Annotated in this window: 12 protein-coding genes; 8 read left to right on the plus strand and 4 right to left on the minus strand. The window is 71.5% G+C overall.

What is annotated here, in order from left to right; all coding sequences use genetic code 11:
* Positions 1-5: 5 nt before the first annotated feature.
* Together tal and tkt are read right to left on the minus strand one after the other, a co-directional pair.
* On the minus strand, positions 6-1,109 hold the full coding sequence (gene tal, locus OHA77_RS37075) for a transaldolase (protein WP_326823545.1): 1,104 nt from the start codon (positions 1,107-1,109) through the stop codon (positions 6-8).
* 2 nt (positions 1,110-1,111) lie between these two features.
* On the minus strand, positions 1,112-3,145 hold the full coding sequence (gene tkt / locus OHA77_RS37080) for a transketolase (RefSeq protein ID WP_406319938.1): 2,034 nt from the start codon (positions 3,143-3,145) through the stop codon (positions 1,112-1,114).
* A 384-nt stretch (positions 3,146-3,529) separates the two neighbouring features.
* On the opposite strand from tkt, the gene OHA77_RS37085 reads away from it, so the two are divergent.
* A complete protein-coding gene (locus OHA77_RS37085) occupies positions 3,530-4,483 on the plus strand; it encodes a heme o synthase (RefSeq protein WP_406313862.1) in 954 nt (317 codons plus the stop codon).
* Positions 4,484-4,606: 123 nt separating this feature from the next.
* The gene (locus tag OHA77_RS37090) at positions 4,607-5,779 is read left to right on the plus strand and encodes a PrsW family intramembrane metalloprotease (protein WP_406313863.1); all 1,173 of its coding nucleotides are present in this window, start codon (positions 4,607-4,609) and stop codon (positions 5,777-5,779) included.
* 6 nt (positions 5,780-5,785) lie between these two features.
* Here the strand turns inward: OHA77_RS37090 and OHA77_RS37095 are convergent, their stop codons facing one another.
* Together OHA77_RS37095 and OHA77_RS37100 are read right to left on the minus strand one after the other, a co-directional pair.
* Positions 5,786-6,466 carry a vancomycin high temperature exclusion protein gene (locus OHA77_RS37095; RefSeq protein WP_406313864.1) on the minus strand — a complete coding sequence of 227 codons (681 nt, stop codon included), beginning with the start codon at positions 6,464-6,466 and terminating at the stop codon, positions 5,786-5,788.
* A gap of 108 nt (positions 6,467-6,574) precedes the next feature.
* Positions 6,575-7,564 (minus strand): COX15/CtaA family protein, encoded by a 990-nt coding sequence (locus OHA77_RS37100; protein ID WP_406313865.1) that lies wholly within the window; start codon positions 7,562-7,564, stop codon positions 6,575-6,577.
* A gap of 207 nt (positions 7,565-7,771) precedes the next feature.
* On the opposite strand from OHA77_RS37100, the gene OHA77_RS37105 reads away from it, so the two are divergent.
* The 6 genes from OHA77_RS37105 to OHA77_RS37130 all read left to right on the plus strand — a co-directional run bounded on the left by OHA77_RS37105 (position 7,772) and on the right by OHA77_RS37130 (position 13,959).
* The gene (locus OHA77_RS37105) at positions 7,772-8,914 is read left to right on the plus strand and encodes an NAD(P)/FAD-dependent oxidoreductase (RefSeq protein ID WP_406313866.1); all 1,143 of its coding nucleotides are present in this window, start codon (positions 7,772-7,774) and stop codon (positions 8,912-8,914) included.
* Positions 8,911-9,219: a (2Fe-2S)-binding protein gene (locus tag OHA77_RS37110; protein WP_406313867.1), complete on the plus strand. Its 309-nt coding sequence runs from the start codon at positions 8,911-8,913 to the stop codon at positions 9,217-9,219. Before OHA77_RS37105 ends, OHA77_RS37110 begins: the two co-directional genes overlap by 4 nt.
* Positions 9,216-10,589, plus strand: a complete 1,374-nt coding sequence (locus tag OHA77_RS37115; RefSeq protein WP_406313868.1) for an NAD(P)/FAD-dependent oxidoreductase — start codon at positions 9,216-9,218, stop codon at positions 10,587-10,589. The genes OHA77_RS37110 and OHA77_RS37115 overlap by 4 nt, the downstream gene beginning before the upstream one ends.
* Positions 10,590-10,595: 6 nt before the next feature.
* Positions 10,596-11,489 carry a dihydrodipicolinate synthase family protein gene (locus OHA77_RS37120; protein WP_406313869.1) on the plus strand — a complete coding sequence of 298 codons (894 nt, stop codon included), beginning with the start codon at positions 10,596-10,598 and terminating at the stop codon, positions 11,487-11,489.
* An 80-nt stretch (positions 11,490-11,569) separates the two neighbouring features.
* The gene (locus OHA77_RS37125; protein ID WP_326823536.1) at positions 11,570-12,571 is read left to right on the plus strand and encodes a proline racemase family protein; all 1,002 of its coding nucleotides are present in this window, start codon (positions 11,570-11,572) and stop codon (positions 12,569-12,571) included.
* The gene (locus tag OHA77_RS37130) at positions 12,568-13,959 is read left to right on the plus strand and encodes an aldehyde dehydrogenase family protein (protein ID WP_406313870.1); all 1,392 of its coding nucleotides are present in this window, start codon (positions 12,568-12,570) and stop codon (positions 13,957-13,959) included. The genes OHA77_RS37125 and OHA77_RS37130 overlap by 4 nt, the downstream gene beginning before the upstream one ends.
* The last annotated feature ends 130 nt before the right edge of the window (positions 13,960-14,089 follow it).

Genomic DNA, 14,089 nt, shown 5'->3' on the forward strand with positions numbered 1-14,089 from the left:
CCGGTTCACGCCTTCCGCAGTTCGGCGGACACGGTGGCCAGGAGCTCTTTCCAGGACGCCTCGAACTTCTCCACGCCCTCCTCTTCCAGCACTCGTACCACGTCGTCGTAGTCGATGCCGGCCTCCTTGAGGGCGGACATGGTGTTCCAGGCGTCCTCGTAGAAGGGGCGGACGGTGTCACCGGTGATCCGGCCGTGGTCGGCGGCGGCGTCGAGGGTCTTCTCGGGCATCGTGTTGACCGTGCCCGTGGTGACGAGCTCGTCGACGTAGAGGGTGTCGGGGTAACTAGGGTCCTTGGTGCCGGTGGAGGCCCACAGCGGGCGCTGCGGGCGTGCTCCGGCCTGGGCCAGGGCCTGCCAGCGCGGCGAGGCGACCACGTCCTCGAAGGCGGCGAACGCGAGGCGGGCGTTGGCGATCGCCGCCTTGCCCTTGAGCGCCTTGGCCTCGGGCGTGCCGATGCCCTCCAGGCGCTTGTCGATCTCGCTGTCCACGCGGCTCACGAAGAAGGAGGCCACCGACTCGATGCCGGACAGGTTCAGGCCCTTGTCCCGCGCGCGCTCCAGACCCGTCAGCCACGCGTCCATCACGGCGCGGTAGCGCTCAAGGGAGAAGATCAGCGTGACGTTGACGCTGATCCCCTCGGAGATCGCCTGGGTGATCGCCGGAAGCCCCTCGACCGTCGCGGGGATCTTGATGAACAGGTTGGGCCGGTCGACCATCCACCACAGCGCGCGCGCTTCGGCGATCGTCTTGTCGGTCTCCCTGGCCAGGCGCGGGTCCACCTCGATGGAGACCCGGCCGTCCACGCCGTCGGTGGCGTCGTAGACCGGCCTGAGCACGTCCGCGGCCCAGCGGATGTCGTAGGTGGTGATGGCGCGCACCGCCTCCTCGACGTCCACGCCGCGCACGGACAGGTCGTGGAGCTGGGTGTCGTAGGCGTCGCCCTTGCTCAGCGCGGAGGCGAAGATCGTCGGGTTGGAGGTGACGCCGACCACGTGCTTGTCGCGGATCAGCGTCTCCAGGTTGCCGGTGCGCAGACGCTCGCGGCTGATGTCGTCCAGCCAGATGGAAACGCCGTGATCGGAAAGGCTCTTCAGAATCTCACTCATGATCAGTTTCCCGTCGTCTCGCCCTTGTCGGCCCCGGTCCGCGCGAGGCTCGCCTTGGCGGCGGCGGCCACGCGTTCGGCGGTGAGGCCGAACTGCTCGTAGAGGGTCTTGTAGGGAGCCGAGGCACCGAAGTGCTCCAGGCTGACCACTTCCCCTTCGTCTCCAACGAACTGCCGCCAGCCCAGCGCGATTCCCGCCTCCACGGCGACCCGCGCACGGACGGCCGACGGCAGCACCGTCTGCCGGTAGGCGGCGTCCTGGGCCTCGAACCACTCGACGCACGGCATCGACACGACCCGGGCCGGGATGCCCTCGGCCTCCAGCAGCTTGCGGGCCTCCACGGCCAGCTCGACCTCGGAGCCGGTGCCGATCAGGATCACCGCGGGCCGGCCGTCGGAGGCGTCCTCCAGGACGTAGGCTCCGCGGGCGACCTTCGCGGCGTCCGCGGTGCCCGCGTAGACCGGCAGGTTCTGCCGGGTCAGCGCCAGCGCGGCCGGACGGTCGCCGTGCTCCAGCACGGTCCGCCACGCGGCCGCCGTCTCGTTGGCGTCGGCCGGGCGGACGACGTCCAGGCCCGGGATGGCGCGCAGCGCCCACAGGTGCTCGATCGGCTGGTGGGTCGGTCCGTCCTCGCCCAGGCCGATGGAGTCGTGTGTCCACACGTAGGTGACCGGCAGCTTCATCAGCGCCGCGAGCCGTACGGCCGGGCGCATGTAGTCGCTGAAGACCAGGAACGTGCCACCGTAGGGCCGGGTGCCGTTGTGCAGGGCGATGCCGTTGAGGATCGACCCCATGCCGTGCTCGCGGATGCCGAAGTGCAGCGTCCGGCCGTAGCGGTTCCCGGGGAACTCCTTGGTCTGGTACTCGTCGGGGATGAAGGACGGCTCGCCCTTCATCGTGGTGTTGTTGGACTCGGCCAGGTCGGCGGAGCCGCCCCACAGCTCGGGCAGCACGGGCGCGAGGCTGTTCAGCACCTCGCCGGAGGCCTTGCGGGTGGCGATGGAGGCGCCCGCCTCGAAGGACGGCAGTGCCTCGGTCCAGCCCGCCGGCAACTGCCGGCCGCTGATCCGGTCGAACTCGGCCGCCCGCTTGGGGTTGGCGGCACGCCAGTTCTGGTAGGCCTTGTCCCACTCGGCGCGGCTTGCCCGGCCGCGCGCCACGACCTCGCGGGCGTGCTCCAGGACCTCGGCCGGGACGTCGAAGCTCTTGGCCGGGTCCTGCTTCAGGACCTTCTTGGTGGCGGCGATCTCGTCGGCGCCCAGGGCCGAGCCATGGGCCTTGCCGGTGTTCTGCTTGTTCGGCGCGGGCCAGCCGATGATGGTCCGCAACCGGATGAAGGACGGCTTGCCGGTCTCGGCGCGCGCGGCCTCCAGGGCCTGGTGCAGCGCCTCGACGTCCTCGGTGTACTTGCCGTTGTTGGTCCAGTCGACGGTCTGGACGTGCCAGCCGTACGCCTCGTAGCGCTTGGCGATGTCCTCGCTCAGCGCGATCTGGGTGTCGTCCTCGATGGAGATGTGGTTGCTGTCGAAGACGACGACCAGGTTGCCCAGCTTCTGGTGGCCGGCGAGGGCGCTGACCTCATGGCTGACGCCCTCCTCGATGTCGCCTTCGGAGGCGATGCACCAGATCATGTGGTCGAACGGGCTGGAGCCCTCGGCCGCGTCCGGATCGAACAGCCCGCGCTCGCGGCGGGCGGCCATGGCCATGCCGACCGCGTTGCCGAGGCCCTGGCCGAGCGGGCCGGTGGTGGTCTCGACGCCGACGGTGTGGCCGTGCTCCGGATGACCGGGGGTCAGGCTTCCCCACTGCCTCAGGGACTTGAGGTCGTCCAGGGACAGGCCGTAACCCGACAGGTAGAGCTGGATGTAGAGGGTCAGGCTGGTGTGCCCGGCGGAAAGGACGAACCGGTCCCGGCCCACCCACGAGGGGTCGGACGGGTCGTGCCGCATCGTCTGCTGGAACAGCAGATACGCGGCGGGTGCGAGGCTCATCGCGGTGCCGGGGTGGCCCGACCCCGACTTCTCTACGGCGTCCATTGCCAGGGCCCTGACGACATCGACCGCCTGGCGGTCCAGGTCGCTCCATTCAAGGGCTGGCACGAGTTCGCTGCTCAAGTGCTCGATCTCCGGATCTAGTCGTGTGATGGTGGCGCCGGTCTGGTATTTCCCGCCCACACCGGACCCTAACGGGTCGGCCTCGCAGGCGTCGCGCAGGCCGATCGGGGCGAGTCCACAGGAGTGATGAGCAGCATGGACGAGACCCCCATGGGGCGTCTCGTCGCATCCCCCTCCGCACCCCGTGCCGGAACCGGCCACCCCAACAACTAGAGTTGAGTCTTCAAGGCTGGCTGGTGCCCGCATTCACGGATTCGCTCTAATCAGAGGTTACGCGTTGACCCCGCACGTGCTGGAAGCGCCTTAATGGTGCTGACCGACAAGCAACCGACGGCCCCGTCCACGACGGGCGTGGCAGACGACGCCGCGTCGCGTACGTTCGGCGACGTCGTGAAGGCCTACGTCGCCCTCACCAAGCCGCGGATCATCGAGCTGCTGCTGATCACGACGCTGCCGGTGATGTTCCTCGCGGCCCATGGGCTGCCGCCGCTGTGGATCGCCGTCTCCACCCTGGTGTTCGGCACCCTGTCGGCGGGCAGCGCGAACGCGCTGAACTGCTACATCGACCGTGACATCGACGCCGCGATGCGCCGTACCCGGCGCCGGCCGCTGGCCCGCGACCAGGTCCCGCCGACCAACGCGCTGATCTTCGGCGTCGCTCTCGGCGTGCTGTCCACTCTTGGCCTCGGGCTGACGGTGAATTGGCTCGCCGCAGGCCTGTCCTTGGCCGCGAACCTGTTCTACGTCCTCGTCTACTCGATGATCCTGAAACGGCGGACCTCCCAGAACGTGGTGTGGGGAGGGCTCGCGGGGTGCATGCCGGTGCTGATCGGCTGGGCGGGCGTGACCGGCAGCCTCGACTGGGCGCCGGTGGTGCTCTTCGGAGTGGTGTTCTTCTGGACTCCGCCGCACACCTGGACCCTCGCCATGCGCTACAAGGAGGACTACGCCGCGGCGAAGGTCCCCATGCTCCCGGTGGTCGCCACCGAGCGCCGCGTGGTGCTGGAGAGCATCGCCTACACCTGGGCGACGGTGCTCTGCTCGCTGCTGCTGTGGCCGATCGCCCGGACCACCCTGCTCTACCCCGTCGTGGCCGTCGTCCTCGGCGCCGCCTGCCTGGTGGAGGTCTACCGTCTCCTCGGCCGCGTCAACGCGGGCAAGAGCGGTGTGGACCTGCGCCCGATGCGCTTCTTCCACTGGTCCAACGCCTACCTGGCACTGCTCTTCCTGGCCGTGGCCGTGGACTCCATACTCGTCTGAGGCGCTCCTGGCCGGGCCCGCGCCTCCGTGCCGGGGGCGCCGCCCGGCCCGGGGACCCGGGCGGTCACCGGCGGCGGGAGGCCGGGAGGGGACACGTCGTGTTTGATCGGTTACGGTTGCCACATGGCAAGCCGTGATCCTCGGTGGGTGCTCAAGGACCGCCCGTCTGTCGCGCTGATCTCCGGTCTTGTCCTGACCGGTATATGCGCGCTCGCGTCGTTCTCCTTCGACGTGCTGAACGGTGACCCGGTCTATTTCTTCATCGCGCTGGCGCTTGCCCTGGCACCTGTCCCGGTCCTGCTGGCCGCCGTGCTCGCGCTGGACCGCATGGAGCCCGAGCCGCGGAGCAACCTGATCTTCGCGTTCGCCTGGGGGGCGGGCGTGGCGGTGCTGGTCGCGGGCCTCGTCAACTCCTTCAACCTGGTCTACATCGAGAACACCGTCCGGCTTGGCTACGACACCGCGCGCAACATCGCCGCGACCTTCGGCGCCCCGGTGGTCGAGGAGACGATGAAAGGGCTGGTCCTGCTGGGCCTGCTGAAGTTCAAGCGGGCCGAGCTCGACGGTCCCACCGACGGCATCATCTACGCCAGCATGGTCGGCCTCGGCTTCGCGATGAGCGAGAACGTCAGCTACTACGTGGCCGCCCTCGACGACCTGGGCGCGCAGGGCCTCGCGGTCACCGTCGTGCTGAGAGGGTTCCTCTCACCGTTCGCGCACCCGCTGTTCACCTCGATGATCGGCGTCGCGGTGGCCTACGCCGCGCAGCTGCGGGGGCCGGTGCGGATCCTCGTGATCGCGGCGGGCTGGATCGGCGCGATGCTGCTGCACGGGATATGGAACGGCTTCGCCTCCTACGCCGGCATCGGTGGCCTGGCCGTCGCCTACCTGCTGCTGATGGTCGTGCTGTTCATCCTGATCGGGATCGTCTTCCGCGACCGCCGGCGCATCGTCGGTCTCATCCAGACCTTCCTGCCGGCCTATCAGGCGACCGGGCTGGTGACCCCGTACGACGTCACCATGCTCTCCTCGCTGCCGGGCCGCCGTCAGGCCAGGCAGTGGGCCAGGAAGAACGGCGGCCGCAACGGGCTGCGGGCGATGAGCGACTACCAGCTCGCGGCCACCGAGCTGGGGCTGCTCCACGAGCGGGCCAGACGCCAGATGATCGGTGAGCCCACGTTCAACGAGGAGCAGCACGCCCTGCTGGAGTGCATGGCGGGCGCACGGGCGCACTTTCCGGCGGCCTCCTTCCAGGGAGCCCCTCCGCCCGCCGGTTCCTGGCCGCCGCGCAGGTAGCAGCGCTCACCCGGGCCGGAGAGCGGCGTCGAGGGTGGTCTCGCGCGGTCCGGGGAAGACGGGGCTGGAACGGAGCACCACCGAGTCGAGAAGCCCCTTCGCCGCGGCGGCGAACTCACGGGCGGCGTAGGAGTAGGTGGAGGCCCACCGCTTGGCCGAGTCGTCACCGACCCCGAAGGTCGCGAGGCCCGCCGTACGGCAGAGCGCGACCGCCCTGGGCAGGTGGAAGACCTGGGTGACGACGGTCACCCGGGTGGCCCCGAACACGTCGCGGGCCCGTACGCACGAGTCCCAGGTGTCGAAACCCGCGTAGTCCAGGACGAGCGCCCTGCCGGGGACCTGGCGGGCGAGCAGGTAGTCGCGCATCACGGTGGGCTCGTCGTAGCCGGTCCGGCCGTTGTCGCCGGACAGCAGGATCGCCTGCACCTTGCCCGCGCGGTACAGCTCGGCGGAGATGTCCAGCCGCCGGGCCAGCATGGGAGTGGGTGTCTTCCCCCGTATCCCCGCCCCCAGGACCAGTGCGACGGGAGCCTCGGGGACCTCGCTGATCCATCCGGGAGAGGAGTCGGCGACGGCCCGGTGCCCGATGCTGGCCAGCCAGGCCCAGGACAGCGGGGCGATCGCCAGGACGCTCAGCAGCACGGCCCCCTGGTAGGAGCGCCGAAGAACCTTACGTGACAGCGGCATCCGGCCATTGTCCCGGCTGCCCGGCCGTCCAGGCCATACCTGCCCTTGCAGGGTGCGCGTTCCGCGCGGGCGGCACCGGGGGGCTGCCGGTCCGGTCCCGAGGGCCTGTCACGCCGTGACGGAGTCGAACCTGCCCTGGTGGGTCACGGGGGAGGCCAGCGGCCCTCGCGTCCGCATCGCGAACACCACCCGCAGCGCGCAGATCCACACCAGGGTCGAGCCGAGCACGTGCATGCCGACCAGGAACGCGGGCACGGCCAGGAAGTACTGGACGTATCCGATGACCCCCTGCGCCAGCTCCACGGCCAGCAGCGTCAGCGCCGCCCGCCTCGCGTGGCCCGGGGCGTCGCTCACGTGCAGCGCGAACAGCAGCCCGAAGGTGAGCCCGACCACGACGTAGACGATGTCGGCGTGCACCCTGACCACGGTCTCGATGTCGAAGGCGAACCGGGAGGCCATCTCGTCTCCGGAGTGCGGCCCGGTGCCGGTCACCACCACGCCCGCGACGAGCAGGACGGCCACCGAGGCGGTGAGCACGTAGCCGAGTGTGCGGATGTCGCGGTGGACCAGCCGTTCCGGCGCCGCGTCGCCCTCCCCCGAGCGGGCGTAGAGCGCGACACAGGCGGCGATCAGGCCGATGGAGATCAGGAAGTGCACGCCCACGGTGACCGGGTTGAGCGCGGTGCGCACCACCAGGCCGCCCCAGAGTCCCTGCGCGGCCACGCCGATCGGCTGCAGCCAGGCCAGGCGGACCAGGGCGCGACGGCGGGGCAGCAGCCTCATCGCGGCGACCAGGCAGATCAGGCCGATGGCCAGGACCAGGAAGGTCAGCAGCCGGTTGCCGAACTCGACGGCCATGTTGACCGCCGAGATCCCGTCGTGGGCGGCCGGAACGAAGCTGTCCGGGGTGCACCTGGGCCAGGTGGGGCAGCCCAGCCCCGACTCGGTGACCCGGACCGCCGCACCGGTCACGGTGATGCCGGCGTTGGCGACCACCGCCGCCAGCGCCCACCGCCGCAGGGCGGTGGGCGTGGGAGACCACACGGACTGTGACAGGTTCACGGCGTGTCGGCGGGCCTGGTCGAAGAGGTGCTTCACGGCTCACATGTTAGGCGGCGGGGGTGGCGGTCCCGTCGCGGACCCATGCGCTCGCCCCGGAGGGATCCGTCCGTTCTGGGTACGGCCCCGGCGCGGACGGGCGGTGAGGGGGCGGCTGAACTGGAGAGGGGAGCGTCATCCGATTGATCTCAGTAAAGATATGTGACATATTACTGAAGGTTCGGGTCACGGGGAGTGAGGTGAGTCATGGCGGACGTCGTGGTGATCGGCGCCGGGGTGGTCGGCGCCGCGTGCGCCTACTACGCGGTACGCGCCGGGCTGGACGTGGTCGTCGTCGACCGCGGGTCCGTGGCGGGCGGCACCACCGGTGCGGGGGAGGGCAACGTCCTGGTCTCCGACAAGGAGCCCGGACCCGAGCTGGATCTGGCACTGCTCTCCAACGGTCTCTGGCGCGAGCTCGCCGAGTTCGACGGGTTCGAGTTCGAACCCAAGGGCGGGCTGGTGGTGGCCGAGACCGGCGAGGTGCTGGAGACGCTCACCGCGCTGGCGGGCAGGCAGGCCGTCGAGCACGCGGTGGTCGCCCCCGACGAGCTCAACGACTACGAGCCCCACCTGGCGAAGGGCTTCGCCGGAGGCGTGTTCTATCCGCAGGACGCCCAGGTCCAGCCCATGCTGGCGGCGGCCAGGCTGATCCGGCACGGCGGCGACCGCTTCGGGCGGGGCGCCCTGACGCTGCGCACCGGAGCCACCGTCACCGGCTTCCTCCGCGACGGCGACCGGATCACCGGCGTCACGACCGACCGGGGCGACATCATCGCCGGAGCCGTCGTCAACGCCGCGGGGACCTGGGGCGGCGAGATCGCCGCGCTCGCCGGTGTGCACGTCCCGATCCTGCCCAGGCGGGGCTTCATCCTGGTCACCGAACCTTTCGAGAAGCCGCTGATCAGGCACAAGGTCTACACCGCCGCCTACGTCACCGACGTGGCCAGTGACTCCGAGGGCCTGGAGACGTCCGCCGTCGTGGAGGGGACCCCGTCGGGGCCGGTGCTCATCGGCGCCAGCCGCGAGCGGGTCGGCTTCGACCGCACGATCTCCGTCCCGGTGCTGGAACGCCTCGCCCGCCAGGCCGTCGAGCTGTTCCCGGCGCTGGCCGAACGCAGGGCCATCCGGGCCTACTGCGGCTTCCGGCCCTACTGCCCGGACCACCTCCCGGTGATCGGCGAGGACCCCCGGGCACCCGGGCTCCATCACGCCTGCGGTCATGAGGGCGCGGGCATCGGCCTGGCCCCGGCCACCGGCCACCTGATCGCCCAGACGCTGATCGGTGGCCGTCCCGACTTGGACCTCACCCCCTTCCGTCCGGACCGCTTCCAGGAGGAGTCCCGATGAAACGGCCCTACGACCTGGTGCGGGCGCGGCCCGAGCCGGAGTTCGAGATCAGCGTGGACGGGGTCCCCATTCCGGTGGTCCCCGGCCAGACCATCGGCGCCGCCCTGCACGGCGCGGGCGTCCGGTCGTGGCGCACCACCAGGATCGGCGGCCGTCCGCGCGGGCTGTTCTGCGGCATCGGCGTCTGCTTCGACTGCTTGGTCACGGTCAACGGCAGCCCGTCCCTGCGGGCCTGCCTGACCGAGGCCCGCCCCGGCGACCGGGTGAGCACCGGCGAGGAAGCGGAAGCGGTGAGCGGCCGATGAAGCCCGTCTACGACCTCGCCGTCATCGGCGCGGGCCCCGCCGGGGTGGCCGGTGCCCTCGCCGCGTCCTTCGCCGGGCTGGACGTCGTGCTGATCGACGCCGCGCCCAGACCCGGTGGCCAGTACTTCCGGCACCTGCCGGAAGGCTTCAACGCCCAGGCGCCAGGCGCCCTGCACCACGGCCTGGACAGGTTCACCCGGCAGTGGGAGACGCTCGGCGGCCGCGCCGACCTGCTGCTCGGCCACAAGGTCTGGGCGGTCGAGCACGCCGGCGAGGAGGTGACCGTACGGTGCCTTGCGGGGGACCGGGAGGAGCGGCCCCGCACGGTCACCGCACGCAGGCTGCTGATCGCCACCGGCGCCCACGACCGGCCCCTGCCGTTCCCCGGCTGGGACCTGCCCGGCGTGCTGACCGCGGGCGGGGCGCAGGCCCTGCTCAAGGGCAACCTCGTCGTCGCGGGCCGCAGGGTCGTGGTCGCCGGGACGGGCCCCTTCCTGCTCCCGGTCGCCGCCGGCCTGGCCGAGGCGGGCGCGGACGTACGCGGCGTCTACGAGGCCAACGGCCGTTTCGGGCTCGCCAGGCACCCGCTGCTCGCTGCGGGCAAGGCGGGCGAGGCCCTCGGGTACGGCGCGAGCCTGGCCCGGCACATGGTGCCCTACCACGGCCGCCAGGCGGTGATCGCGGCACACGGCCGGGACGCGCTGACCCACGTCACCGTGGCCAGGCTGGACTCCGGCTGGCGGCCGATCTCGACGAGGACCGTCGAGTGCGACACCCTCGCCTACGGCTACGGCTTCGTCCCCCAGCTCGACCTGCCGGTCCAGCTCGGCTGCGCGACTCACGCCGACGCAGACGGCAGCCCCGTCGCCACCGTGGACGGCGGACTGCGCACCAGCGTGCCCGGCGTCTACGCGGCGGGGGAGTCCACCGGCGTCGGCGGAGCCGTACTGGCCGAGGTCGAGGGGCGTATCGCGGGCCGGAGCGTCGCGGTGGACCTGGGGCGGCGGGTTCCGCCCCGGCCGGATCTGTCCCGGCGCAGGGACCGGCTGGCCGCCTTCGCGCGGGCGCTGCTGGAGGCCTATCCGGTACGGCCCGGCTGGCAGGAGTGGCTCCGTGACGACACGCTTGTCTGCCGCTGCGAGGAGGTGCCCCTGTCGGCCGTACGCGAGGCCCGGGAGCTGGGCGCCACCGACGCGCGCTCCGTGAAACTGCTGGCCCGCCCCGGTATGGGCTGGTGCCAGGGCCGTATGTGCGGCTATGCCGTGGCGTGCCTCACCGGTGAGGACCCCGCGGCGCCCCGGCGTCCGATCGCCCAGCCCATCCGGCTCGGCGACCTCGCCGCGTTGACCCAACCCCCTTTGGAAGGATGATTCGTGATGACGACCCGTGTGAAACCCTGGCACGGTGTGATGGTGGCCACCGCGCTGCCGCTCGGCGACGACCTCTCGGCCGACCTGGACGGTTACGCCGAGCACTGCCGATGGCTGGTCGCCTCCGGATGCGACGGCGTGGTGCCCAACGGCTCGCTGGGGGAGTACCAGACCCTGACGGCCGAGGAGCGGGCCCGGGTCGTGGAGACCGCGGTCGAGGCCGTCGGCGGTGACCGCGTCATGCCGGGGATCGCCGCCTACGGAGCGGCCGAGGCGCGTCGCTGGGCCGAGCAGGCACGCGACGCCGGGTGCCAGGCGGTCATGCTGCTCCCGCCGAACGCCTACCGGGCCGACGAGCAGGCCGTGGTGGAGCACTACCGTGAGGTCGCCAAGGCCGGGGTGCCGGTGGTGGCCTACAACAACCCCCTCGACACCAAGGTCGACCTCACCCCCGCGCTGCTCGCCCGGCTCCACGGCGAGGGCCTGATCGTGGCGGTCAAGGAGTTCACCGGCGACGTCCGCCGGGCCTACGAGATCGCCGAGCTCGCCCCGGGCCTGGACCTGCTGATCGGCTCCGACGACGTGCTGCTGGAGCTGGCCCTGGCCGGTGCGGTCGGCTGGGTGGCCGGCTACCCCAACGCGCTGCCCACCTCCAGCGTGGCCCTCTACCGGGCGGCCGTCGCAGGAGACCTGGAGACCGCGCTCCCGCTCTACCGCGCGCTGCACCCGCTGCTGCGCTGGGACTCCAAGACCGTGTTCGTGCAGGCCATCAAGCTCTCCATGGATCTGGCCGGGCGCAAGGGCGGCCCGTGCCGCCCGCCGCGGCTGCCGCTGGCCCCCGAGCAGGAGGCCGCCGTCCGCGCCGCCACCGAGAAGGCCCTGGCCGAGGGCCTGCGGTAGGCGGCGGTCGTCTGCACTCCATGACCGGGCGCACCATTGAGTGTGCCCGGCCATGGGCTTTCACCCCGCAAGGAGTATCAATGAGGACGAAACGGGTCTTCCACGCGGTGGACTCCCACACCGAGGGCATGCCCACCCGGGTGATCACCGGGGGAGTGGGTGTCATCCCCGGCGCGACCATGGCCGAACGCCGCGAGCACTTCCTGGCAGAGATGGACCACATCCGGACCCTGCTCATGTACGAGCCGCGCGGGCACTCGGCGATGAGCGGGGCCATCCTGCAGCCGCCGACCCGGCCCGACGCCGACTACGGCGTGCTCTACATCGAGGTCTCCGGCTGCCTGCCGATGTGCGGCCACGGCACCATCGGCGTCGCCACCGTCCTGGTGGAGACCGGGATGGTCGAGGTCGTCGAGCCGGTCACCACCATCCGGCTGGACACCCCGGCCGGCCTGGTCGTCGCCGAGGTGCGGGTCGAGGACGGCGCCGCCACCGCGGTGACCATCACCAACGTGCCCTCCTTCAGCGCCGGCCTGGACCGCGCGGTCAAGGTGCCCGGCATCGGCGAGGTCACCTACGACCTGGCCTACGGCGGCAACTACTACGCGATCCTGCCGATCGAGGCGGTCGGCCTGCCGTTCGACCGGGCGCACAAGCAGCAGATCCTTGACGCGGGCCTGGCCATCATGGACGCGATCAACGGGCAGGACGAGCCCGTCCATCCGCTGGACGCGGGCATCCGCGGCTGCCACCACGTGCAGTTCACCGCCCCGGGCTCGGACGCCCGGCACTCCCGGCACGCGATGGCCATCCACCCCGGCTGGTTCGACCGCTCGCCCTGCGGCACCGGCACCAGCGCCCGGATGGCCCAACTGCACGCCCGGGGCGAGCTCCCGCTCGGCACCGACTTCGTGAACGAGTCGTTCATCGGCACCCGGTTCGTCGGGCGGCTCGTCGAAGAGACCGAGGTCGCCGGTCTGCCCGCGGTGGTTCCGACCATCACCGGGCGGGCATGGGTCACCGGCACCGCCCAGTACTTCCTTGACCCCCGTGATCCGTTCCCCGAAGGTTTCCTGCTGTGACTAACAAGATCAACTTGATCGAGAGCCGTTCCCCGCACGCCCCCGCCGACCTCGTCACCTCCTTCCCCGCGGCGGGGGAGGCGGGCGTCCAGGCCGCCATGCGGCTGGCGCGGGCCGTCCAGCACGACTGGGCGTCAAGGAACGCCGCCGCACGGGCCGCGGCGCTGACCGCGGGCGCCGACGCCGTGCAGGGGGCGGCCGACGAGCTGGCCGCCCTGGTGGTCCGCGAGGTCGGTAAGCCGATCACCGAGGCGCGCGGCGAGGTCGCCCGTTCGGTGTCGATCCTGCGCTACTACGCCCAGCAGGTGTTCGACCCGGTCGGCGCGCTCCACGAACCGTCGGGCGCGGGGCTGCTCTTCACCCGGCGGAGGCCGCTCGGGGTCGCCGGGCTGATCACCCCGTGGAACTTCCCGCTGGCCATCCCGCTGTGGAAGGCCGCCCCCGCGCTGGCGTTCGGCAACACGGTCGTGCTCAAGCCCGCCCCCCAGGCGCTGGCGTGCGCGCTCCGCCTGGCCGAGCTGCTCAATCTCAACGAGTTCCAGGTCGTGCCCGGCGACGCGGAGGAGGGCGCCGCGCTGGTGGCCGCCGCCGATGTGGTGTCCTTCACCGGGTCAGCCTCCGTGGGCGCCCTCGTGCGCGAGGCCGCCGTACGGCGTGGCGTGCCGGTGCAGGCCGAGATGGGCGGGCAGAACGCCAGCATCGTGCTGCCGGACGCCAACCTGGAGGCCGCCGCCGCCCAGATCGCGGCGGCGGCGATGGGCTTCGCCGGGCAGAAGTGCACGGCCACCAAGCGGATCATCACGGTCGGCAACGGCGAGGAGGTCCGTGCGGCCGTGCTCGCGGCCGTGGCCAAGCTCGGGTTCGGCGATCCGTCCGACCCCGGCACCGCGATCGGCCCGGTGATCGACGAGGCGGCCCGTGACCGCGTCGTGGACGCGGCGGCGGGTGCGGTGGCCGCGGGCGGCCGGATCCTCACCGGAGGCAAGGCGGTGCACGGCGTTCAGGGGGGCGGATCCGGCGGCTGGTACGTGGAGCCGACGGTGGTGGACGGCCTGCCCGCCGATCACCCGCTCGCCTGCGAGGAGGTCTTCGGGCCGATCTGCGTGATCCAGGACGCGGCCTCGGTGGACGAGGCGGTGGAGCTGGCCAACGGCGTCCGCTACGGCCTGGCCTCGGCCGTCTACACCGGCGACCTGGACAGGGCGCTGGACATCAGCGCGCGGCTGGACACCGGTCTGGTCAAGGTGAACGCCCCGACCAGCGGCGTGGACTTCTACCTGCCGTTCGGCGGGGAGAAGGACTCCAGCTACGGCGGCAGGGAGCAGGGCAAGGCGGCCCAGGACTTCTACACCTCGACCCATACGATCACCGTCGGCCCGGCACGCTGAGAGCCGGACGGCTGCCGAGGGGCATCCTCCGCCGGAGGGTGCCCCTCGGCGTTTCCGCACATTTGGCAAAGAAAAGGTGTGCGAACCCTAACGATCTTGTCGCACCTCTTGACGTGAGCATTACCAAGCT

Origin of the sequence: Streptosporangium sp. NBC_01639 (genome assembly GCF_045209755.1) — a bacterium.
Taxonomy (GTDB): domain Bacteria; phylum Actinomycetota; class Actinomycetes; order Streptosporangiales; family Streptosporangiaceae; genus Streptosporangium.

What these genes read in the sequence shown, in the direction of transcription:
- tal (WP_326823545.1), bottom strand. Translation starts at nt 1,109, where the DNA reads ATGAGTGAGATTCTGAAGAGCCTTTCCGATCACGGCGTTTCCATCTGG.
- tkt (WP_406319938.1), bottom strand. Translation starts at nt 3,145, where the DNA reads ATGGACGCCGTAGAGAAGTCGGGGTCGGGCCACCCCGGCACCGCGATG.
- OHA77_RS37085 (WP_406313862.1), top strand. Translation starts at nt 3,530, where the DNA reads ATGGTGCTGACCGACAAGCAACCGACGGCCCCGTCCACGACGGGCGTG.
- OHA77_RS37090 (WP_406313863.1), top strand. Translation starts at nt 4,607, where the DNA reads ATGGCAAGCCGTGATCCTCGGTGGGTGCTCAAGGACCGCCCGTCTGTC.
- OHA77_RS37095 (WP_406313864.1), bottom strand. Translation starts at nt 6,466, where the DNA reads ATGCCGCTGTCACGTAAGGTTCTTCGGCGCTCCTACCAGGGGGCCGTG.
- OHA77_RS37105 (WP_406313866.1), top strand. Translation starts at nt 7,772, where the DNA reads ATGGCGGACGTCGTGGTGATCGGCGCCGGGGTGGTCGGCGCCGCGTGC.
- OHA77_RS37110 (WP_406313867.1), top strand. Translation starts at nt 8,911, where the DNA reads ATGAAACGGCCCTACGACCTGGTGCGGGCGCGGCCCGAGCCGGAGTTC.
- OHA77_RS37115 (WP_406313868.1), top strand. Translation starts at nt 9,216, where the DNA reads ATGAAGCCCGTCTACGACCTCGCCGTCATCGGCGCGGGCCCCGCCGGG.
- OHA77_RS37120 (WP_406313869.1), top strand. Translation starts at nt 10,596, where the DNA reads ATGACGACCCGTGTGAAACCCTGGCACGGTGTGATGGTGGCCACCGCG.
- OHA77_RS37125 (WP_326823536.1), top strand. Translation starts at nt 11,570, where the DNA reads ATGAGGACGAAACGGGTCTTCCACGCGGTGGACTCCCACACCGAGGGC.